General features: G+C 62.8%; 18 protein-coding genes and 1 tRNA gene. 12 read left to right on the top strand and 7 right to left on the bottom strand.

Translation table 11 applies throughout. The annotated features are described in order from the left end of the window. Positions 1-51: 51 nt before the first annotated feature. Positions 52-1,062, bottom strand: a complete 1,011-nt coding sequence (gap, locus tag AC1DYC_RS20370) for a type I glyceraldehyde-3-phosphate dehydrogenase (protein WP_477235784.1) — start codon at positions 1,060-1,062, stop codon at positions 52-54. A gap of 157 nt (positions 1,063-1,219) precedes the next feature. Beyond that, the gene (gene tkt, locus AC1DYC_RS20365) at positions 1,220-3,211 is read right to left on the bottom strand and encodes a transketolase (RefSeq protein WP_477409367.1); all 1,992 of its coding nucleotides are present in this window, start codon (positions 3,209-3,211) and stop codon (positions 1,220-1,222) included. Between the two features lie 262 nt (positions 3,212-3,473). On the opposite strand from tkt, the gene AC1DYC_RS20360 reads away from it, so the two are divergent. The 4 genes from AC1DYC_RS20360 to AC1DYC_RS20345 all read left to right on the top strand — a co-directional run bounded on the left by AC1DYC_RS20360 (position 3,474) and on the right by AC1DYC_RS20345 (position 5,998). Continuing rightward, entirely contained in the window at positions 3,474-3,746 is a 273-nt protein-coding gene (locus tag AC1DYC_RS20360) for a DUF4164 domain-containing protein (protein WP_023670128.1), read from the top strand. A gap of 12 nt (positions 3,747-3,758) precedes the next feature. After that, a complete protein-coding gene (locus AC1DYC_RS20355; protein WP_023670127.1) occupies positions 3,759-4,124 on the top strand; it encodes a cell division protein ZapA in 366 nt (121 codons plus the stop codon). A 197-nt stretch (positions 4,125-4,321) separates the two neighbouring features. Beyond that, positions 4,322-4,981, top strand: a complete 660-nt coding sequence (locus AC1DYC_RS20350) for a peroxiredoxin (RefSeq protein WP_352556588.1) — start codon at positions 4,322-4,324, stop codon at positions 4,979-4,981. Positions 4,982-5,125: 144 nt separating this feature from the next. Further along, entirely contained in the window at positions 5,126-5,998 is an 873-nt protein-coding gene (locus tag AC1DYC_RS20345) for an MBL fold metallo-hydrolase (protein WP_477409365.1), read from the top strand. A 288-nt stretch (positions 5,999-6,286) separates the two neighbouring features. Here AC1DYC_RS20345 and rpoH read toward each other — a convergent pair whose 3' ends face one another. Further along, positions 6,287-7,198, bottom strand: a complete 912-nt coding sequence (gene rpoH, locus AC1DYC_RS20340) for an RNA polymerase sigma factor RpoH (protein WP_142869964.1) — start codon at positions 7,196-7,198, stop codon at positions 6,287-6,289. Between the two features lie 188 nt (positions 7,199-7,386). Further along, positions 7,387-8,427 carry an RluA family pseudouridine synthase gene (locus AC1DYC_RS20335; RefSeq protein WP_477409363.1) on the bottom strand — a complete coding sequence of 347 codons (1,041 nt, stop codon included), beginning with the start codon at positions 8,425-8,427 and terminating at the stop codon, positions 7,387-7,389. A gap of 26 nt (positions 8,428-8,453) precedes the next feature. Here AC1DYC_RS20335 and AC1DYC_RS20330 point away from each other — a divergent pair, with 26 nt between their 5' ends. From AC1DYC_RS20330 to AC1DYC_RS20320, 3 genes are all read left to right on the top strand, one after another. Then, entirely contained in the window at positions 8,454-8,837 is a 384-nt protein-coding gene (locus tag AC1DYC_RS20330; protein WP_477409361.1) for a fimbrial protein, read from the top strand. A gap of 36 nt (positions 8,838-8,873) precedes the next feature. Next, positions 8,874-9,281, top strand: coding sequence for a VOC family protein (locus tag AC1DYC_RS20325; protein ID WP_477409359.1), 408 nt, complete (start codon positions 8,874-8,876; stop codon positions 9,279-9,281). A gap of 92 nt (positions 9,282-9,373) precedes the next feature. Continuing rightward, positions 9,374-9,448 (top strand) — tRNA-Glu (locus AC1DYC_RS20320). A 129-nt stretch (positions 9,449-9,577) separates the two neighbouring features. Here the strand turns inward: AC1DYC_RS20320 and AC1DYC_RS20315 are convergent. Further along, the gene (locus AC1DYC_RS20315; protein ID WP_477409357.1) at positions 9,578-10,288 is read right to left on the bottom strand and encodes a pentapeptide repeat-containing protein; all 711 of its coding nucleotides are present in this window, start codon (positions 10,286-10,288) and stop codon (positions 9,578-9,580) included. Positions 10,289-11,400: 1,112 nt separating this feature from the next. Between AC1DYC_RS20315 and AC1DYC_RS20310 the strand changes: the two genes are divergently transcribed. From AC1DYC_RS20310 to AC1DYC_RS20300, 3 genes are all read left to right on the top strand, one after another. After that, entirely contained in the window at positions 11,401-11,982 is a 582-nt protein-coding gene (locus AC1DYC_RS20310) for a VOC family protein (protein ID WP_477409355.1), read from the top strand. Between the two features lie 25 nt (positions 11,983-12,007). Continuing rightward, on the top strand, positions 12,008-12,892 hold the full coding sequence (locus tag AC1DYC_RS20305; protein WP_477409353.1) for a glutathione S-transferase family protein: 885 nt from the start codon (positions 12,008-12,010) through the stop codon (positions 12,890-12,892). Between the two features lie 233 nt (positions 12,893-13,125). Next, positions 13,126-13,494 carry a hypothetical protein gene (locus AC1DYC_RS20300; RefSeq protein ID WP_477409351.1) on the top strand — a complete coding sequence of 123 codons (369 nt, stop codon included), beginning with the start codon at positions 13,126-13,128 and terminating at the stop codon, positions 13,492-13,494. A 9-nt stretch (positions 13,495-13,503) separates the two neighbouring features. Here the strand turns inward: AC1DYC_RS20300 and AC1DYC_RS20295 are convergent, their stop codons facing one another. Continuing rightward, positions 13,504-13,719 (bottom strand): hypothetical protein, encoded by a 216-nt coding sequence (locus tag AC1DYC_RS20295; RefSeq protein WP_477409349.1) that lies wholly within the window; start codon positions 13,717-13,719, stop codon positions 13,504-13,506. 289 nt (positions 13,720-14,008) lie between these two features. Between AC1DYC_RS20295 and AC1DYC_RS20290 the strand changes: the two genes are divergently transcribed. Beyond that, the gene (locus AC1DYC_RS20290; RefSeq protein WP_477409347.1) at positions 14,009-14,908 is read left to right on the top strand and encodes a DUF2865 domain-containing protein; all 900 of its coding nucleotides are present in this window, start codon (positions 14,009-14,011) and stop codon (positions 14,906-14,908) included. Positions 14,909-14,991: 83 nt separating this feature from the next. Here the strand turns inward: AC1DYC_RS20290 and AC1DYC_RS20285 are convergent, their stop codons facing one another. Continuing rightward, complete coding sequence (locus tag AC1DYC_RS20285) at positions 14,992-15,348, bottom strand: hypothetical protein (RefSeq protein ID WP_477409345.1); 357 nt, start codon at positions 15,346-15,348, stop codon at positions 14,992-14,994. A 258-nt stretch (positions 15,349-15,606) separates the two neighbouring features. On the opposite strand from AC1DYC_RS20285, the gene AC1DYC_RS20280 reads away from it, so the two are divergent. Then, a complete protein-coding gene (locus tag AC1DYC_RS20280; protein WP_477409632.1) occupies positions 15,607-20,100 on the top strand; it encodes a PAS domain-containing protein in 4,494 nt (1,497 codons plus the stop codon). Positions 20,101-20,122 lie beyond the last annotated feature (22 nt).

The following is a 20,122-nucleotide window of genomic DNA, read 5'->3' as shown; positions in this document are numbered from 1 at the left end:
AAACGCCCGGGCAAAGCCGGGCGTTTGAAGCTGTCAGACGTGGGTCTGCGATCAGGCGATGGTCTTGCCGAAGGCGACCGAGGTGTCGGCCATGCGGTTGGAGAAGCCCCACTCATTGTCGTACCAGGACAGCACCGAAACGAAGTTGCCGTCCATGACCTTGGTCTGGTCGAGCGCCATGATCGAGGAGCGCGGATCGTGGTTGAAGTCGATCGAGACATTCGGGTGATGGGTGACGCCGAGAATGCCCTTGAGCTTGCCGTTGGAGGCAGCGATCACCGCTTCGTTGATTTCCTGCACTGTGGTCGCGCGCTTGGCGATGAACTTGAAGTCGACGACCGAGACGTTCGGGGTCGGCACGCGGATCGAGATGCCGTCGAGCTTGCCCTTGAGGTCGGGCAGCACCAGGCCGATCGCCTTGGCGGCACCGGTCGAGGTCGGGATCTGCGAGAGTGCTGCGGCGCGGGCGCGGTAGAGATCCTTATGCATGGTGTCCAGCGTCGGCTGGTCGCCGGTGTAGGAATGGATCGTCGTCATCATGCCCTTTTCGATGCCGACGGCCTCGTGCAGGACGGCTGCCAGCGGCGCCAGGCAGTTGGTGGTGCAGGACGCATTCGAGATGACGATATGGTCCTTGGTCAGCTTGTCGTGGTTGATGCCGTAGACGACGGTGAGGTCAGCACCTTCGGCAGGGGCCGAGACGACGACGCGCTTCGCGCCGGCGGTCAGGTGTGCTGCGGCCTTGTCGCGGGCGGTGAAGATGCCGGTACATTCGAGCGCGATGTCGACGCCCAATTCCTTCCACGGCAACTGTGCCGGGTCCTTGATGGCGGTGACCTTGAAGGTCTCCTTGCCGACGGTGATCTGGTCGCCGGACACGGAGACTTCATGGGGGAAGCGGCCGTGCACGCTGTCATAGCGCAGCAAATGCGCGTTGGTCTCGACCGGGCCGAGATCGTTGACGGCGACGACGTCGATGTCCTTGCGGCCGGATTCATGGATGGCGCGCAGGATGTTGCGGCCGATGCGGCCAAATCCGTTGATGGCAACTCTGACGGTCATTTTACTCTCCCTGGGAGCTCGAAAGGCGGCAGATGGGTCCGCAGCTTCATAGCTGCGGATGGGACAAGAATCCAGCCGCAGAAGGCCGAATTTAAATCGATTAGGTTGGTCCAGTCCCGCGAAACCGCCGCAGCGGTCAGCGGGACTGACCCTGGTATTACTTGCTGTGCAGGCGGGCTTCCGCCGCCTTGGCCGCAGCTTCGGCGGTGATGCCGAAATGCGGGTAGAGCTGCTCGATGGTGCCGGAAGCGCCGAAGCCGTGCATGCCGATGAAGATGCCGTCGGAGCCGATCAGGTGATCCCAGCCCTGGCGGACGCCGGCCTCGATCGCCATCTTGATCGGCGCGTTGCCGATGGTCTTCTTGCGGTAGGCGTCGCTCTGCTGGTCGAACAGTTCGAAGCAAGGCACCGAGACGACGCGGGTCGGATGACCGTGCTTTTCAAGCAGGTCGCGGGCGCCGAGAGCGACCTCGACCTCGGAGCCGGTGGCGAAGATCGTCACCGCAGCGTCACCACTGGCCGCGGCCAGTTCATAGGCGCCCTGGCTGCTCAGGTTCTTGGCCGAGAATTCGGTGCGCACCGTCGGCAGGTTCTGGCGGGTCAGCGCCAGGGTCGACGGCGTCTTCTCCGTCTCAATGGCGATCTGCCAGCATTCGGCGGTTTCCACCGCGTCGGCCGGACGGAAGACATTGTGGTTGGGGATGGCGCGCAGGGCTGCAAGATGCTCGACCGGCTGGTGGGTCGGGCCGTCTTCGCCCAGACCGATGGAATCATGGGTCATGACGAAGATCGAGCGGATGCCCATCAGCGAAGCCAGCCGCATCGACGGGCGGGCATAGTCGGAGAAGCACATGAAGGTGCCGCCATAGGCGATGAGGCCGCCATGCAGCGTCAGGCCGTTGAGGGCGGCCGCCATGCCATGCTCGCGAATGCCGTAATGGACATAGCGCTGGCCGTAATCGTCCGGCGTGATGTTCTTGGTCTGGCTGGTCTTGGTGTTGTTGGAGCCGGTCAGGTCGGCCGAGCCGCCGATGGTTTCGGGCACTGCGCCGTTGATGACTTCCAGCGCCATCTCCGAGGATTTGCGGGTGGCGACCTTCGGCTTGTCGGCCGACAGCTTCTTCTTGTAGTCGGCAATCACGGCATCGAAGTTTGACGGCAGTTTGCCGGCCAGGCGGCGCTCGAACTCGGCCTTGAGCTTTGGCTCGGCCTTGGCCAGACGGCCTTCCCAGTCGGTGCGCGGCTTGGCGCCGGCCTTGCCGGCTGTGCGCCAGGCGTCGAGGATGTCGGCCGGAACCTCGAAGGGCGGCGAGTCCCAGTTGAAGAACTTGCGCGCGCCGGCGATCTCGTCGGCGCCGAGCGGCGAGCCATGCGCCTTGTTGGTGCCGGCCTTGGTCGGTGCGCCGAAGCCGATGGTGGTCTTGCATGCGATCATCGTCGGCTTGTCGGAATGGCGGGCGGCTTCGATGGCATAGGCGATCGCTTCCGGATCGGTGCCGTCAATGTGGCTGGCGTTCCAGCCGGAGGCCTGGAAACGGGCGACCTGGTCGGTGTTGTCGGCCAGCGAGACCGGGCCGTCGATCGAGATGTTGTTGTTGTCCCAGAAGACGATCAGCTTGTTCAGCTTGAGGTGGCCAGCCAGCGCGATGGCTTCCTGCGAGACGCCTTCCATCAGGCAGCCGTCGCCGGCCAGCACATAGGTGTAGTGGTTGACGAGGTCGTTGCCGAAGGCGGCGTTCATGATGCGCTCGCCGAGCGCGAAGCCGACCGAGTTGGCGAGGCCCTGGCCGAGCGGGCCGGTCGTCGTCTCGATGCCAGTGGCGTGGCCGTATTCGGGATGGCCGGCGGTCTTGGAACCGAGCTGGCGGAAATGCTTGATCTGGTCGATCGTCATGTCCTCGTAGCCGGTCAGGTGCAGCAGCGAATAGAGCAGCATCGAACCATGGCCGGCCGACAGGATGAAGCGGTCGCGGTCGGGCCAATGGGGGTTCTTCGGATCGTATTTCAGGAACTTCGTGAACAGCACGGTGGCGATGTCGGCGCAGCCCATGGGCAGGCCGGGATGGCCGGACTGGGCCTTTTCGACAGCGTCCATGGCGAGAAAACGGATCGCATTGGCCATCCGGTCATGTTGTTCACGCGACGTCATGGTACCTCCGGGGTGGGGATTTGCGGGCTTGGCAGAGCCCTGGAAAGGGGTGCGCGACACATAGCAGGCGCGCGCTTTTAGTCAACAAATCGGCTGCACATTTGCCGGTCTTGTGATGCCGGCGGCCGGCCTACATTAGTGTTAGCAGGGGACAGTCGCGAGAGCTTTGTTGACGTTGCCTTCACCCGGTGCCTAATGTTTCCGGGATAACGCGTTCTGAACGCGAGCGATTCGGTGATGGGCAGGGCACAGGACGAAGGCCATGACCGGGGAAACCACACTCAAGGAAGTCATCCACAGGCTGGGCAAGGCCATCGAGGGCCTGGAAAACGCCGTCGCGGCCAAGCTCGAGCATGAGCGCGACTATTCCGAAGCCGAGGCTGAAGTGCAGCGCATGAACGCCGACCGTTCCCGGCTGGCGCAGGAGCTCGACAATTCCGAAGCCCGCGCCGAACGGCTGGAAGATGCCAACAAGGAAGTGTCGCGCCGCCTGGTGACCGCCATGGAAACCATCCGCGCGGTGCTGGACAGATAGGAGCTGCAGGCCATGGCACAGGTCACGGTTTCCATCGACGGCAAGCAGTACCGCATGGCTTGCGACGAGGGCCAGGAAGAGCACCTGATCGATCTCGCCGAGCGCTTCGACCGTTATGTCTCGCATCTGAAGGATTCGTTCGGCGAGATCGGCGACCAGCGGCTGACGGTTATGGCCGGCATCATGGTGATGGACGAGCTGTCGGAGCTGCAGAAGCGCGTTAAGGGCATGGAGACCGAGGTGCAGACGCTGCGCAAGACGCGCGACGAAGCGCTGACCAAGGCCGACAAGAACGACACCGTGCTGACCAGCGCGCTCGGCGCGCTTGCCCAGCGCATGGAAGACCTGGCGACATCGCTGGCGGTCAACAAGGCCTGAGCCAGGCTGTTCTCGCAGAAGCGAAAGATTGTCGGCCTCAACGTCGGGTGCGTAGCACGAAAGTGCTCGTTCCGCCGTCGACAAGAGTTTCCTATTATCTCCCGGCCGCGATTTATGCGCTAAGATGCGGCAATGCCGGAGCGTAGGCGCCACCTTGGTGCCGCTCCTAACGAAATCTGTTGCAGGGGAAATGTGCCATGAGCCTTCGTATCAACGATATCGCGCCGGACTTCACCGCCGAAACCACACAAGGGACGATCAATTTCCATGACTGGATCGGCGACGGCTGGGCGATCCTGTTCAGCCACCCGAAGAATTTTACGCCGGTGTGCACCACCGAACTCGGCACGATGGCGGGTCTGGCTGGCGAGTTCAAGAAACGCAACGTCAAGGTCATCGGCATTTCCGTCGATCCGGTTGCGAGCCACGACAAGTGGCAGGCCGACATCAAGACCGCGACCGGCCAGACGGTGAACTACCCGCTGATCGGCGACAAGGACCTCAAGGTCGCCAAACTCTACGAGATGCTGCCGGCGGGCGCCGGCGAAACGTCGGAAGGCCGCACGCCGGCCGACAACGCCACAGTGCGCTCGGTCTATGTCATCGGGCCGGACAAGAAGATCAAGCTGGTGCTGACCTATCCGATGACCACCGGCCGCAACTTCGACGAGATCCTGCGCGCCGTCGATTCCATGCAACTGACCGCCAAGCACCAGGTGGCGACGCCAGCGAACTGGAAGCAGGGTGAGGACGTCATCATCACAGCTGCCGTCTCCAACGAGGATGCGATCAAGCGCTTCGGCGCTTTTGACACGATCCTGCCCTATCTCAGGAAGACCAAGCAGCCGTCCGCCTAGGTTTTCTCGACCCGGGCGTTATCGATTTTTGTCCTGTTCTGGCAGGGTGTGCTTGACGGGTGCGCCTTGCTGGATGACCATGCTCCTGGTTCATTCCGGCAGAGAAAATCATTCCTGCCGGAGCGAAGGGCAGGGGACCGGACATTGGACGCAGCTTTGGCCAAGCCGCTGGTCAGCGGCTTCTACGACAAGCCGACCGGAGCCATACAGTATGTCGTCGCCGACCCGGCGACGAAAAGCTGCGCCATCATCGACCCGATCCTCGATTTCGACGAAAGGTCCGGCGCCACGGCGACGAAAAGCGCCGATGCCTTGCTGGATTTCATCCGGGAAAACGGACTGGAACTCGAGTGGATCCTCGATACCCATCCGCATGCGGACCATTTCTCGGCGGCACATTATCTCCGGGAGAAGACCGGCGCGCCGACGGCGATCGGCGACAGGATCGTCGAGGTCCAGAAGCTGTGGAAGGCGATCTACAACTGGCCGGATTTCCCGGCCGACGGCTCGCAGTGGGACAGGCTGTTCGGGGAAGGCGAGACGTTCCTGATCGGCAGCGTTCCGGTCAAGGTGTTGTTCTCGCCCGGGCATACGCTCGCCTCGATCACCTATGTGGTTGGTGATGCCGCCTTCATCCACGATACGCTGTTCATGCCCGACAGCGGCACGGCGAGGGCCGATTTTCCCGGTGGCAGCGCGGCGCGGCTGTGGCGTTCGATCCAGGGTATCCTGGCATTGCCCGACGACACGCGGGTGTTCGTTGGCCACGACTACCAGGAGGGTGGCCGCGAGCCGCGTTGGGAGAGTACGGTGGCGGAGCAGAAGGCGAAGAATATTCACCTGGCTGCGGCGCGTACCAAGGCCGAGTTCGTCGCCTTGCGCGAGGCGCGTGACCGGACATTGCCGATGCCGCGGCTGATCCTGCATGCCCTGCAGGTCAACATGAACGGCGGCAAGCTGCCGGAGCCGGAGGCTAATGGCCGAAGGTATCTGAAGTTTCCGCTGGATGGGCTGTGAGGGCGCGGCGCTTGAACTGCTGATCTCCCCCCTTGCGGGGGAGATGCCCGGCAGGGCAGAGGGGGGTGCTGTCCCTCCGGCGTGTCAGCCAGATGTAGCTGTGCCCTGAAATTTCCAATCGGGATGACTAAAATCTGAGGGTTGGCGTTCCTTCACACCCCCCTCTGTCCTGCCGGACATCTCCCCCGCAAGGGGGGAGATTGGATCTCACGAATGCTTTCGCCAGCAAACACAAAAAGGCGGCGCCGGTTTCCCGACGCCGCCTTTTGTTCCTTGCCGAACCCGGCCTTAAGCCGCGGGCTGTGCCTCGATCGTGCGCAGGGCCTGCATCTGGCGCTTGGCGGCGGCCTTGACGGCGTCCTGCACCTTCTCGAAGGCGCGCACCTCGATCTGGCGCACGCGCTCGCGGCTAATGTCGAACTCGGCCGACAGCTCTTCCAGGGTCAGCGGCTCTTCGGCGAGGCGACGGGCCTCGAAGATGCGCCGCTCGCGATCGTTGAGCACAGCAAGAGCACCCGACAGCATGCCGCGCCGGTTTTCCAGTTCGTCCTGCTCGATCAGCATGTCTTCCTGGCTTTCGTGGTCGTCGACCAGCCAGTCCTGCCATTCGCCGGATTCGCCTTCGCTGGCGCGGATCGGCGCGTTGAGCGATGCATCGCCCGACAGGCGGCGGTTCATCGACACGACTTCAGCTTCGGAGACGTTCAGCCTGGTGGCGATCTCGGTGATCTGGTCAGGCTTCAAGTCGCCATCGTCCAGCGCCTGGATCTTGCCCTTCACCTTGCGCAGGTTGAAGAACAGACGCTTCTGGTTGGCGGTCGTGCCCATCTTGACCAGGCTCCACGAGCGCAGGATGTACTCCTGGATCGAGGCCTTGATCCACCACATGGCGTATGTCGCGAGGCGGAAGCCGCGCTCGGGTTCGAATTTCTTGACGGCCTGCATCAGGCCGACATTGCCTTCCGAGATCACTTCGCCGATCGGCAGGCCGTAGCCGCGATAGCCCATGGCGATCTTGGCGACGAGCCGAAGGTGGCTGGTGACGAGCTTGTGCGCAGCGGAAGTGTCTTCATGCTCGGCGTAACGCTTGGCGAGCATGTACTCTTCCTGCGGCTGAAGCATGGGAAAGCGGCGGATTTCTTCCAGGTAGCGGCTGAGGCCGCCTTCGCCGGAAACGATACTGGGTAATGACTGGGCCATGATAGCGCCCCCTCTCTATTGGAGTGATGCCCCCGAAACGCGGCGGGCATGTGACGCGAGCACCAAAAGGCTCGCCCGCGACAATCGATTTATATAGGAACAAAACCAGAAAAGACAGACATTTGTTCAACACGAAACAGTGTGTCACGCCAAAGTGAACAATGCCGCTCAGGTTTTAGATGGCGGGTTCAGAGCTTGCGAAAGCCGCCGACGAGTTCCTCCATGTCCCCCGGTATCGGCGCCTCGAACCTCATCGATAAATGGGTAGTCGGGTGTCGAAATGCAAGGAGCCAGGCATGCAAGGCCTGCCTGGAAAATGCCTTGACCTGGCTTTTCAGCGGTTCGGGCAGCCGGTTGGCCTTGGTGCGGAAGGCCTGGCCATAATCGGGGTCGCCGATGACGGGATGGCCGATATGAGCCATGTGGACGCGGATCTGGTGGGTGCGGCCGGTTTCGAGCCGGCATTCGACCAGGCTGGCGGTGGCGAACGCCTGCTGGTCCTCGCCGAACCGCTCCTTCACGGTGAAATGGGTGACGGCGTGGCGGGCGTCGTCGCGCCCTTCCGGCACCACGGCGCGGCGCACGCGGTCGGCGGCGCGGCCGAGCGGCGCGTCGACCGTTCCGGCCGGCCGGGGCGGGATGCCCCAGACCAGCGCCAGATAGGCGCGTTCGAGGTCACCGGTGCGGCCATGGTCGGCAAAGGCTTCCGACAGCGCCTTGTGGGCACGGTCGGTCTTGGCCACCACCATGACGCCGCTGGTCTCCTTGTCGAGGCGATGGACGATGCCCGGGCGCCTGACGCCGCCAATGCCTGAAAGACTGTCGCCGCAATGGTGGATCAGGGCGTTGACCAGCGTGCCGGTCCAGTTGCCGGCGCCGGGATGGACGACGAGGCCGGCCGGCTTGTTGATGACGATCAGCTCGTCGTCCTCATAAAGCACCTCGAGCGCGATGGCCTCGCCTTGCGGTTCGGCCGGTTCGGGTTCGGGCATGACGATCGATACGCGCTCGCCAGCACTCATCTTGCGCTTGGTCTCGTCGACCGGTTTGCCGTCGATTGTGACAGCGCCCTGTTTGATCAGCATCTGCACGCGGCTGCGCGACATGTCGGGGCCGAGGCTCGCCGCAAGCCACTGGTCGAGGCGCTGTCCGGCGGCATCGGTGCCGGCCTCGAGCACGGTTGGTTCCGCCTCTATGAATTGTCTGGTCTCTTCGTTATGAGCGCTCATCGAAAAAAGTTCCGGAATGTTCTGCCATGGCCCGGCCCGCCGACGACGAAGATCAGGAAAAGCCGCTCGACCCCGAGATCGAAAAGGTGCGCGGCAGGCTCATCCGCTTCATGGCCATCAATCTCGGCCTGCTTTTGCTGGCCCTTATGGTGGTGATCGCGGCCATTGTCTACAAATCGCGCAAAGCGCCGCCTGCGAACCCGCCGCTGGCCAGCGACATCCAGGTGCCGGGTGGCGAGCCACTGGCAGAGGACATCGTGCTGCCGGTCGGGGCCAAGGTGATCAGCCAGTCGCTGTCGGGCAACCGTATCTCGATCGACACCGAGCTTGCCGACGGCAGCCGCACCATCTTCGTCTACGACATCGCAGAGCGCCGCATGATCGGGCGCTTTGCCATCCGCAACAAATAACTGGCTGCAAATGCAGCAGACAAGTTTGCAGCCGATATGACCGGGTTTGCCGAAAGCCGCCGCATCGCCACCGTCACGCTCGTCGTCGCCGATTATGACGAGGCGATTGCGTGGTATGTCGGCAAGCTTGGCTTTGCGCTCATCGACGACATCGATCTCGGTGACGGCAAGCGATGGGTGACGGTGACGCCGGCCACTGGGCAAGGCCCGCGGCTGCTTCTGGCCGAAGCGTCGGACGAAATGCAGAAAAGCCGCATCGGCGACCAGACCGGCGGCCGGGTGGCTTTCTTCCTCGAAACCGATGATTTTGCCAGGGACCACACGGCGATGCTCGAAAACGGCGTCGACTTCCACGAAACGCCACGCCATGAGCCCTACGGCACGGTGGCGGTGTTCGCTGATCTCTACGGCAATCTGTGGGACCTGATCGAGCCGAAACGCTAGGTCGGCAAACCGACATTCCACAGAAGCGGTCCGGCCGTTCGAAGCCCAGTTGCTTTTTCCAAACCGTCAGCCTATATCGCCGGTTCTTGAACGCGCCCATCGTCTAGCGGTCAGGACACCGCCCTCTCACGGCGGGAACAGGGGTTCGATTCCCCTTGGGCGTACCAAGGATTTCAATCATCCAGTTGCGGCTCAGCCAAAACCGTCAAATAACGGTCGAATAAATCCGCGCGACCCAATGAGTGGGACGGGGGGAACAAAAGAGCCCGCCACCGTCAATGGACTCGGCGCCGGGCCTATGGCTCGCTACAGGGCCAATCTTCAGGCCTCGTCAAGCCAGAAGGCAACTCGGTCTGGGCGTCTCCGCAAGCCATGTTGAGCTGCCACTGGGACAGACCCGCCGACTTGGAAAGATCGAGGCCCTCGATACGGGTCTGAAAGAAAAAAGCGCGGTCAAAGTCTATCGGCGCGGTGAACGTCGCTCCTCGGAAGTCCGCCCGCGCGAGATTGGCAAACGAAAAGCGGCTGCCGCTGATATCGGCGCCATGGAACTGCGCTCGCCCCATTTCCGCCTTTGTGAAATCAACATTGGTCAGATTGGCGTCCTGGAAATTCGAGCGCTGCACTTCCGCGCCCGTAAACACAGCGCCCTGCGCGTCCATATGGCTGAAGTCGGTCCTGTAGGCCTCGATTTTGTCGAACCGGGCGCCTTTGGCGGTCGAGTCGGCCAGGGAAGCACGCACAAGCGTTGCCTTCTCAAAATTTGCCGCAAGGAGATTGCTGTTCCTGAGGTCGGTCGAAGTGAAATCGACACTGACCAGGTTCGCCCCGCTCAGGTCCTGTCCTTTTAGGATGAGAAGCTTTTTGTCACAGTCCTGCCAATTGATGCCAGGCGTCGCGGCTGCGTCGCAATTTTGCGCGGCAGCGGCGTTCTGCCAAGCAAATACAATGCAAACCGCTAGAACCAAGCCGGATGCGCCGTAAGCTCTGGTTCGTCTCAAAGTCATTGTTGCTGGACCTCTGCTGCTCGCCGACAATCGACCTTACCACATCTGCTGACACTCGAAAGCGACGGCGTTTGCCCGCTAATCCCGCTAGTCCCCACCGCCAAATGAAAAGCCCGCCACCATGAGGCAGCGAGCCATTGTCCTTCAAAAGTTACGCGGCGTAGCCGGCGATATCGTCCTCCCGGCTCATCGTGTGGTCCTGCGCAGCGTCATAGCGGCGTAGCAGATCGGTCAGAGAAATTGAGCCTGCTGGTACATAGCTACGGCGACCCGTCGGTATGAGCCCCGTCGTAAATGCTCGCCCGAAGCGGGTCGAACGCGGGCGCCATGGCACTGGGAACAGATAAAAACAAAGCGGGCAATGGCGAAGAGGTGCCGCCAAGGCATCCGCCCTCTCACGGTGGGAACAGGGGTCGATTCCCCTTGGGCGTACCAAGCAACGGCTCGCCGTTTCTCCCCTCGACAATTTTCGGGCAAGCAGTCGTGCGGATCGCGTTTGACCGCGAGGGTCGGCGGCATCAGCAAAACCCGGCAAGACCGTCTGCCCGATGCACCCAATTTAAGTCAGGCCGCGACGCTTGAAAGCGTAGCAATCTCTGTTACTTGCGGTGCGGGGATAGCGTCTGCGGCAACGCGGATATGGGTTGGGTAGAGTAGGTAATGACCTCGGTCAAAATGATGTGCCCGCGCTGTTACGGCAGCGGCAAGGTTTTCGATTGCTTGAAATGGCGTGAGTCGAAAGGCCATTGCTGCCCGCAAGGCACGCATCGGGCCGGTTGCCCCGGGCAGACCATGGTGTGCGCCGAATGCGCGGGTCTCGGCGCGCCGGCGGAGGCCGAGTTCAGAGCTGTCGCTTAGCCAATATCCTGCAGCCTTAAGCCTTTTTCACCGTCGAGCGCCCGCAGGCTCTGCGAGCTTCTGGCGTGGTGCTGACAATTGCACTAGCATCAAGGCCGAAGCCTTGCAGCAAAGGCTCGTTGGCGGCGCGCAGAACGCCGGGGAACGGATCGGGAAAAGCCGCCAGGCATGCACATCCGCTGCGCGCATGGCGTGCGGCGATGGCTGAATCCAAGCTCGCCCCACAAGGCGAGAGGCCGGCGAGGAGGAGACCGATGCAGAAACTGCAATCGCAGGGCGTCCATCACATCACGCTGGTCGGCGCCGGGCGACAGACCTCGATCGATTTCTGGGAGGGCGTGCTCGGCATGCCGTTCATCTTCGAGCAGCCGAATCTCGACAAGCCCAGGGAAAGCCACCTCTATTTCGATCCGGGCGACGGCAGACTGATCACCATCTTCACCGACGAGAGCCGCACGGCGGTGGCGCGGCGCACGCCGACAGAGCCGGGCTGCGTCCACCACATCGCTTTCTCGGTATCGCGCGTCACCTTCCTGCAGGCGGTCGCCCGGCTCGACGAGCGCGCCATCAAGCACAGCGGCGTCAAGGATCGCGGCTTCATGGATTCGATCTATTTCGAGGATCCGCTCGGCCTTTTGATCGAACTTGCGTCCTACCGCTTCGAGCCGCCGACGGGCTTCACCCATGCCGACGTCTTGATGCAGGCACACAAGCTGCGCGTCGCGCGCGGCGACTATAACATTGCTGAAGTGCATCTCGCCGACGCGATCCAGACGCTGGTCGAATGGTCGCGCGCGACCTTGTCGGACGACCGGATGCCGAAAAATCCATACTGACGGCCAACAAAAGGGGAGGACCACAATGGCAAAGACAGTGACCAAGAGCGCTGGGAAATCTGGGGCCAAGGCAGCGCCGAAAGCCGCCGCCAAGCCAACGGCAAAAGCGGCTGCCAAGCCTGCGGCAAAGGCATCGGCAAAGTCGGCTGCGAAAGCCGCGGCGAAGCCGGCAGCCAAGAAGTCGGCGCCGAAGACGGCCAAGTCGAAGAAGCCGGCATTGAAGATCAGCATGTTGAAGCCCAGCGTCAACAACATGACGGTCCGGGTGTTTGCGCGTGCGGCCGGGTTCGACGCCGCCGAAACCGACGCTTGGGGCCACACGCGCTCGCCCGAATATATGGCGCGCAACCCCGCGCATCTGACGCCGATGATCGAGGACAAGGGGCTGCCGCGCGGCGTGCTCTGGGAGAGCTGCGCCATCATGCAGTATCTCGCCAACAAGCACGGGCTGGAGAAATTTTATCCGAAGGCGCCGGCGAAGCGGGCGATGGTCGACAGCGCCATGTTCTACCTGATCGGCACGCTCTACCCCTATGTGGCGCGGGCCACCTATCCGGCACTCAACTTCCCGCAGTATGCCGGCGAAGTCGGCCACAGCGATGCGCATCCCGACAAGAAGTCCGAAGCGCAGAAGGCCGCGATGGAGGCGATTGCCGAGCCGCTGGAGGTGTTTCATTCCTTCTTCCGGGACGGCAAGCCGTTCATCGGCGGCAAGCACCCGTCGATCGCCGACATCCGCCTGGCATCGACGCTCGAATTCCTGGCCGTCATCGACTACCCACTGCCCAAATGGGCGAAGGAGTATGTCGCGGCAATCGAGAAGAAACTCGGCAAGGCCTATGCCGAGCCGGCAGGCGATGTCAGAGGCTATATCGCCTATGTGAAATCACAGGCCGGCGCGCAAAGCTAAGGATTCGTTAACCAAAGCCCTGTCTATTGAGGGCAATCCACCCCGCGACCACGGATGTACTGGCGCCGAAGTGGAAGGAAAGGTCGGCGCAATGCCGGCCTTTTTGCTTTTCGCCGATGCGCCGTCAGACACGTTCCCGCGCTCTGCCACAAAGTCTGACATCAGCCATATTGCCATTGCTGGCGTCGACCCTACCATCCATCCATGGCGGCCGAGGTACGAGGAGCTTTGCAATGAAAGGCGTGGCGAGATTGTTTGCGGTGGTTGGTGTTGTGTTGGCCGGAGGCTACCCGTCCAATGCCGCGCCGCTCGATACAATGGGCGATGTCGGCGACGCGATTCAGGCGTGCTGGACGCCGCCGGCCGATGCAGGAAATGCCAGCGTCACCTTGAGTTTCAGCTTCAAGCGCGACGGCACGCTGATCGGCCCGCCGCGACCGACGGCAATCAAGGTCGATGGCGACGCGCTAGCCAAGAAGTCCTTTGTCGACGCCGCAGTGGCTGCGCTGCAAAAATGCCTGCCGCTGAGCTTCTCGCCGAAGCTGGCGCAAGGCGTCGCCGGCAATGTCTTCACCTTGCGATTCGACTCGCCCAAGAAATAGCTGCGCCAATCAGTGGTGCCGGCGCCGGAGGTCCACGTGACGCTGAAGCTCCGGCATCTCGAAGACGTAGTCGGCCCAGGCGGATTCCGGAATCTGCCCGGCCAGATAGCACTCCAGCAACAGGTTCTGTTCGGCATCGAGCGGTCTCAGCGCCCATTGATGATCCAGTCCCAGCGAGTGGAACAGGTTCCTGGTCAGGCCAGAGACAGTGAAGTGAATAGACATCTTCGGTCTCCTTTGACCGACACAACGCGAGACGCCGGGGAAAGGTTTCAACCGCAAGGGCCGATAACGCGAGATTGATCGCGGCGGCCCCCGGCCATCGCCGATGCCTGGCTTCGTCTCAATCTTGAAACAAAAGTGTAATAGCGAATTTACAAGAGCAGGCATAATACACGCGATGTAAAATACCTGACCGTTGCTGGCTTTATCTTAATTAGACTTGCCTCATATATGGAGACTCAATCGGCCAGAGCGGCTGCCGGCTCCACAGGTACAAGGACCAGGGTCGCCGATGATGCGTTTGTGGCTGGTCGTGATCTTCGCACTGGTGTCGATGACGGCGACTGTGCTCGCAAGCTCGGCTTGCCTGGCCGATCCATGCGCGGCGCTCAGGGGCCAGATGGCCTCGTCCGGCGGCGGGATCAGCCCCGAGCTTGCACAGCTGCGCCGCCAGCTTGCGGCGATCCAGGGCCTGGAGAGGCAACGTCGCTGCACGGCGCAAAGTGCTTCGGGCGGCTTCTTCAACGCTTGCGCCGATCTCGCCAAAAGCCGCACACAGGTGCAACGCCAGATCGCCGGCGCCGCGATGTCGGGCCGGGATACGTCGGGGCCGCAGGCCAGGCTCGTCGCGCTCGGCTGCGCGCCCGTTGCCGGGCAACAGAAACAGCGTCCGGCGGGCGCCACGATCGGCAGGAATTCGATGTTGTTTTGCGTTCGCCTGTCCGACGGCTATTTTTTCCCGGCGCCGAAATCGCAGTTCGTGCAAGGCGACGATGTCAAGCAGATGGTCGATCAGTGCCGCTACATCTGCGATGATGCCGGCGTCGACCTGTACACGCTCAGTGATCCAAGCCTTGAAACCGAAGAGATGGTCGCGCTCGATACGCGCAAACCCTACAAGGACCTCCCGGCGGCCTTCAAATACCGCGACGACGCGACGTTCCGGGCATGCGACGTCAAGCGCTACTCCAGGCGTGTCGCCGAGCTGAGGGCGCGCACGGTGACGCCAGCCAATATGAGCAACGCCATCATTCCCTTGCCGTCGGCTAAGCCGGATCTCGGCACGGTTTCGCAAGTCCCCCCGACCGAAGCCGATGCCCCGCAGGCTATCGGCGCTGCCCAGCAGCAATCGGTCGAAGCTTTCTCGCGGCCGGTCAGGATGGTTGGGCCGGCATTCTTCCCGGCGGACTGACGCGCGCCGCCAAAATTCCCTTTTTTTTTATGCATGTCGTGATCCCAAAAACCGGGTCACTTCAGGCGACATGCATCGGGAGCCTATTCGCAGACCATTCTGTAGCGCTTGCCGGGCTCGCTGACATTCTTGCAGGTGAGCGGGTCGGCCGGTTCGGAAGCCATCGCGGGCGGGCTGGATCTGACGTGCCGTCTCGGCGAAGCAATCGTTGTCGTGTGCCGGCGTACCGCCGGCCGGTACGGCTCCTGCGGCGGCGGCGTCGGAAACACGCCTGCTTGTGCCTGCATCTTGCTGGCCTCGGTCTGCGACGGGTCGCGATCCCAGACCCGCCTGATATCGAGCGGCCTCGGGATCACCACCGTGCCGTCATAGCTGCGCGCGCAGCCGCTGCTCGCAAGCAGCGCCAGCCCCAGGAAACAAGGCACGATCCAACCAGTCATCCGCAATACCCCTGCCGACTTATAGCCCGGCCGGGGTTCCGCCGACAACCGGCGGAATACCGCAGGGCAATGTGGGCTCTGGCCGCAGTCTCGATGCATTATGGTTAGCGGATCATTAATGCTTCTCGGGCACATTCCGCCGGCGAACCGCTGAGGGGGTTCGGCCTTGGCTTTCGGGGTGGGAACGGGATGGCTGACGGGACTGTTGGAACACGCGGCGGACGCGGTTCCGGAAAAGGGGCTGTGAACCGCGAGGACATGTCCGTCGTGGCGTTACCCGAAGCGCGGAACGAACTCGTCGAGGCGGACGCCGACTGGATCTGGGAGACCGACGCCGAACTGCGCTTTTCCTGGCTCTCGGAGAATTACCAGGCCGCTACCGGCATCGATCCCGCCAGCATTCTTGGCCGTTTCCGCTTCGATTTCCTCAAGCAGATGTCGCATGGCAATCGACAGGCCGCCGCGCATCTGGAGGATCTGCAGGCGCATCGGCCGTTTCGCCATTTCGTCTATGAATTGAAGGGCGGCCGCCCCGGCTGCCGCTGGGTTTCGATCAGCGGCTCCCCACGCTTCGACGGAGAGGGCGAATTTACCGGCTATCGCGGCATTGGCCGCAACGTCACGGCGCTGGCCAGTGCATTGGACGACCTTCGGCAGGCACAGAGTGGTCAGCCCGCGGCAGACGAAAGCACGCAGCATCTTGCCGATCTCGAGCGGACGATGGATGCCATGCATATGGGCGTCGTGCTGCTCGACGCGAAGCTCGACACGCTCATCGTCAACAAGGCCTATCGCGACCTTTCCAGGATTCCCGACGGAGCCATCACTGTCGGCGCGCCGTTCAGCCTGCTGATGGAGCTCAACCGCCGCAACGGCATCTATGGCGATCTCGATGAACAGCAGTGGCAGCATTACCTCGCCACCCGCATCGAGGAGATCCGCGCCGGCTCGGTTGCGCCGCGCGAATTTCTCCATGCCAATGGCAGGACGATGATGTTCTCGGTGACGCCATTGTCCGGCGGCAAGCGGCTATTGACCTACTACGATGTCTCCGAGCTCAAGCGTCGCGACGCCGAGATCGAGAGTGCCAACGCCAAAATCACCGAGACCTTCGCCAATCTTCGCACGATGGTCGACCAGATGCCGATCGGCGTGCTTGTGCTCGATGCGGACATGCGCGCCGAGGTGATCAACCGCGCCTTCTATGATTTCTGGGAAATCAATCCCCGACGCGCCGGGATCGGCTGCGACTTCCGCGAGCTGATGCAGGCCAGCCGCGATATGGACCCCTACGGCGCGGACGACGCCGAATGGCAGGGCCACATCGCCGAGCGCGAAGCGGAAATCACGGCCGGTGTGGTGGGCTCCAGGCAATTGCCGCGCAATGACGGCCGTACGCTGATTGCATCGCTTGCGCCGCTCGCCGGCGGCAAAAGGCTGATCTCCTATGTCGACGTCACCGACATGAAGGATCGCCAGGCCGAACTCGCCGAGGCGCTGGAAAAATCGCGCCTGGCCGAGGCGGTGATCAACGCCGTCGAGGACCCGATTTTCGTCAAGGACGACAATCTGCGCTTCGTGTTCGTCAACGAGGCGTTCTCGGCGCTGTTCGGACAGACGCCGCAAGCGATGCTGGGCAGGCCCGGCGGCGACTTCATGCCGGGCAAGGACGCCGCGCTGTTCGAAGATAGCGAACGCGCCGTGCTGGCGACCGGCACGCCTTACGAGATCGAGGAGAATTTCGAGGTCGAGGGCGCCAGGCGCTCGCGCATCGTGCGCAAGAACCGCGTCGGCATGCCAAGTGGCCGCAACTATGTCGCCGGTTTCCTGTTCGACATCTCCGACATGAAGCGCCGCGAGACGGAAGCCGAAGACGCGCGCAAGACCCTCGCCACGGTGCTGGAATCGCTCCCCGCCGCCGTCATCATCTACGACCGCGACGACAAGTTTGTCTTCGCCAACCGCAAGCTGCAGGACACGCTGCCGGCACTGGTGCCGGCCTGGCAGCCCGGCAGCAGCTTCCGCGACGCGCTGGAACTGGGACACTCGGTCGGCTATTTCCGACTGAGCGGGGATCCAGAGATCGACAGGCTCTATGACGGCGACCGCGACGTCTGGCTCAACGCAATCCTCGCCCGCTACCACTTGCCGAACACCTCCTACGAGCGTCTCAATCCGGACGGCCGCTGGTACCAGGTCTACGATATGCGGACCGAGGACGGCACCTTCATCGGCGTGCGTGTCGACATTTCCGAGATCAAGAGCCGCGAAAAGGCGCTGCAGGATTCGATGCGCCAGATCGACTTGTTCCGCCACGTCATGGACGAACTGCCGGTCGCTGCGTTCATCAAGGCGCAGGATCTCAGCATCGAATTCGTCAACAAGGCCTGGTGCGCCATGACCGGCATCGCCAAGGAAGATGTCATCGGCCGCACCGATCGCCAGCTGTTCGGCGCCGACGATGCCGAAAGCTACAGCCATGACGACACCGAAGTGGTCGTCACCGGGGCAGTGCGCGAGGTCGAGGAGCCCGTCACACATCGCGACGGCACGGTGCGGCAGTTGATGACGCGCAAGAGCCGCCTGGTGGCGCTTGACGGCTCGGTGCATCTGGTCGGCTCCAGCACCGACATCACCGACGTCAAGGCGCGCGAGCAGGCGCTGGAAGAGAGCATGCGCGAGAACGAGGTGTTCCGCAATCTCATCGACAATGTGCCGGTGTCGATCTACGCCAAGCGCTCGGACCTGCGCCAATTCTACGTCAACAAGGGCTGGTGCGACTTGACCGGCCTCAGCAAGGAGGAGGCGATCGGCAAGACCGACGTCGAGATCTTCGGCGCGGACGGTGAGGCCTTCGTCGCCGGCGATATGGCCGTGCTGCGCACCGGCGAGACGCAGGAGATCGAGGAGACGGTGACGCTTGCCGACGGCAATGTGCGTCACCAGTTCGCGCGCAAGGGCGCGATGATCGCGTCGGACGGTTCGCTCTATCTGATCGGATCGACCACCGACATCACCGAGTTGAAAATGCGCGAGGCCGAACTGCGCGAGGCGCGCCAGCGCGCCGTGCTCGCCGACCGCGCCAAGTCGGAATTTTTGGCCAATATGAGCCACGAAATCCGCACGCCGATGAACGGCGTGCTCGGCATGGCCGAGCTGCTCGCCAAATCCGACCTCGACCCCAAGCAGAAGACGTTCACCGACATCATCGTCAAGTCGGGCAACGCGCTGCTTACGATCATCAACGACATATTGGACTTCTCCAAGATCGATGCCGGCCAGCTCGTGCTCGACCCGGCGCCGTTCAACCTGCCCGAGGCGATCGAGGATGTTGCGACATTGGTGTCGACACGCGCCAAGGAGAAAGACCTCGAACTGATCGTGCGCGTCGAGCCGGGCCTGGAAAGCCTGTTCATCGGCGATGTCGGCCGCATCAGGCAGATCGTCACCAATCTGCTCGGCAATGCGGTAAAATTCACCGACGAAGGCCATGTGCTGGTCGATGTCACCGGCGAGAGGGTTGTGGCCGGAACCAGGCTCACCATCTCGGTCACCGACACCGGCATAGGCATTCCGGAGGACAAGCTGAAGGCCGTCTTCGAAAAGTTCAATCAGGTCGATACCTCGTCGACCAGGCGCCATGAAGGCACCGGGCTCGGCCTTGCCATCACCTCGCGGCTGGTCGAGCTGATGGGCGGCGAGATCGGCGTCGAGAGCGCCGAGGGCAAGGGCTCGACCTTCTGGTTCACCGTCACGCTGCCCAGGGCCGGGCAGCAGACAGGGCAGCGCATCATGCCCGTCGACGTCACCGGTGCAAGGGTGCTGATCGTCGACGACAACGCCGTCAACCGCTCGATCCTGACCGAGCAGATGGTGTCGTGGACTTTCGATTCCTGCGCTGCCGAAAGCGGTGCCGAAGGGCTGAAGGTGCTGGTTGCCGCGGCCGCCTATGGCGTGCCGGTCGACTGTGTCGTGCTCGACTACCAGATGCCGGGGATGAGCGGTGCCGAAATGGCGCGCGTCGTGCGCAACACCGCGGGGCTCGCCGACACACCGATCATCATGCTGACTTCGGTCGACCAGTCGCTCGCCAACACCAGCTACCGCGATCTCGGCATCGATGCGCAGCTGATCAAGCCGGCGCGCTCCTCGGTGCTGCTGGAGACGCTGGTCGCCACCATCCAGCGCCATCGCCACGGCACAACAGACCCTGCGCCGGAGGCCGCAAGCGGCGGTTCCGGCGAAGCGATGGTACAGCCGACGTCGACAGCGACGGCACGGGGCGCGTCCGAGCGATCGCAACTGCACCCGCCGCCGCTGCGTGCCCGCGCCCGGGCAGGCGGCAACGAACGCGGGCTCGATATCCTCGTTGCCGAGGACAATGAGGTGAACCAGATGGTGTTCACCCAGATCCTCGGTGAAACCGGCTTCAGCTTCGAGATCGTCGGCAACGGCCGCAAGGCGCTCGATGCTTTCGGCCGGCTCAATCCGCGCATGATCCTGATGGATGTCTCGATGCCGGAGATGAACGGGCTCGAAGCCACGGCCGCGATTCGCCGGCTGGAGGAAGAGAGCGGCACGCATATCCCGATCGTCGGTGTCACCGCGCATGCCTTGAAGGGCGACCGCGAGCGCTGCCTGGAAGCCGGCATGGACGACTATCTGCCCAAGCCGATCAGTCCCAAGGCGCTGCTCGAAAAGGTCGAACGCTGGGCCGGCATCGCGAGCGAAGCCAAACGCGACGCCGGCTAACTGGTATCAGTACCGGGATTCG

The sequence above is a fragment of the Mesorhizobium sp. P2_E7 genome (assembly GCF_056403855.1).
This window is presented reverse-complemented; position numbering and strand designations above follow the sequence as displayed.

Bases quoted from the DNA above. Each gene is read 5' to 3' on its own strand.
- AC1DYC_RS20295 (WP_477409349.1), bottom strand. From the start codon at position 13,719: ATGTCTATTCACTTCACTGTCTCTGGCCTGACCAGGAACCTGTTCCAC.
- AC1DYC_RS20310 (WP_477409355.1), top strand. From the start codon at position 11,401: ATGCAGAAACTGCAATCGCAGGGCGTCCATCACATCACGCTGGTCGGC.
- AC1DYC_RS20325 (WP_477409359.1), top strand. From the start codon at position 8,874: ATGACCGGGTTTGCCGAAAGCCGCCGCATCGCCACCGTCACGCTCGTC.
- AC1DYC_RS20355 (WP_023670127.1), top strand. From the start codon at position 3,759: ATGGCACAGGTCACGGTTTCCATCGACGGCAAGCAGTACCGCATGGCT.
- rpoH (WP_142869964.1), bottom strand. From the start codon at position 7,198: ATGGCCCAGTCATTACCCAGTATCGTTTCCGGCGAAGGCGGCCTCAGC.
- AC1DYC_RS20330 (WP_477409361.1), top strand. From the start codon at position 8,454: ATGGCCCGGCCCGCCGACGACGAAGATCAGGAAAAGCCGCTCGACCCC.
- AC1DYC_RS20315 (WP_477409357.1), bottom strand. From the start codon at position 10,288: ATGACTTTGAGACGAACCAGAGCTTACGGCGCATCCGGCTTGGTTCTA.
- AC1DYC_RS20285 (WP_477409345.1), bottom strand. From the start codon at position 15,348: ATGACTGGTTGGATCGTGCCTTGTTTCCTGGGGCTGGCGCTGCTTGCG.
- AC1DYC_RS20335 (WP_477409363.1), bottom strand. From the start codon at position 8,427: ATGAGCGCTCATAACGAAGAGACCAGACAATTCATAGAGGCGGAACCA.
- AC1DYC_RS20300 (WP_477409351.1), top strand. From the start codon at position 13,126: ATGAAAGGCGTGGCGAGATTGTTTGCGGTGGTTGGTGTTGTGTTGGCC.
- AC1DYC_RS20290 (WP_477409347.1), top strand. From the start codon at position 14,009: ATGATGCGTTTGTGGCTGGTCGTGATCTTCGCACTGGTGTCGATGACG.
- gap (WP_477235784.1), bottom strand. From the start codon at position 1,062: ATGACCGTCAGAGTTGCCATCAACGGATTTGGCCGCATCGGCCGCAAC.
- AC1DYC_RS20305 (WP_477409353.1), top strand. From the start codon at position 12,008: ATGGCAAAGACAGTGACCAAGAGCGCTGGGAAATCTGGGGCCAAGGCA.
- AC1DYC_RS20360 (WP_023670128.1), top strand. From the start codon at position 3,474: ATGACCGGGGAAACCACACTCAAGGAAGTCATCCACAGGCTGGGCAAG.
- AC1DYC_RS20350 (WP_352556588.1), top strand. From the start codon at position 4,322: ATGAGCCTTCGTATCAACGATATCGCGCCGGACTTCACCGCCGAAACC.
- tkt (WP_477409367.1), bottom strand. From the start codon at position 3,211: ATGACGTCGCGTGAACAACATGACCGGATGGCCAATGCGATCCGTTTT.
- AC1DYC_RS20280 (WP_477409632.1), top strand. From the start codon at position 15,607: ATGTCCGTCGTGGCGTTACCCGAAGCGCGGAACGAACTCGTCGAGGCG.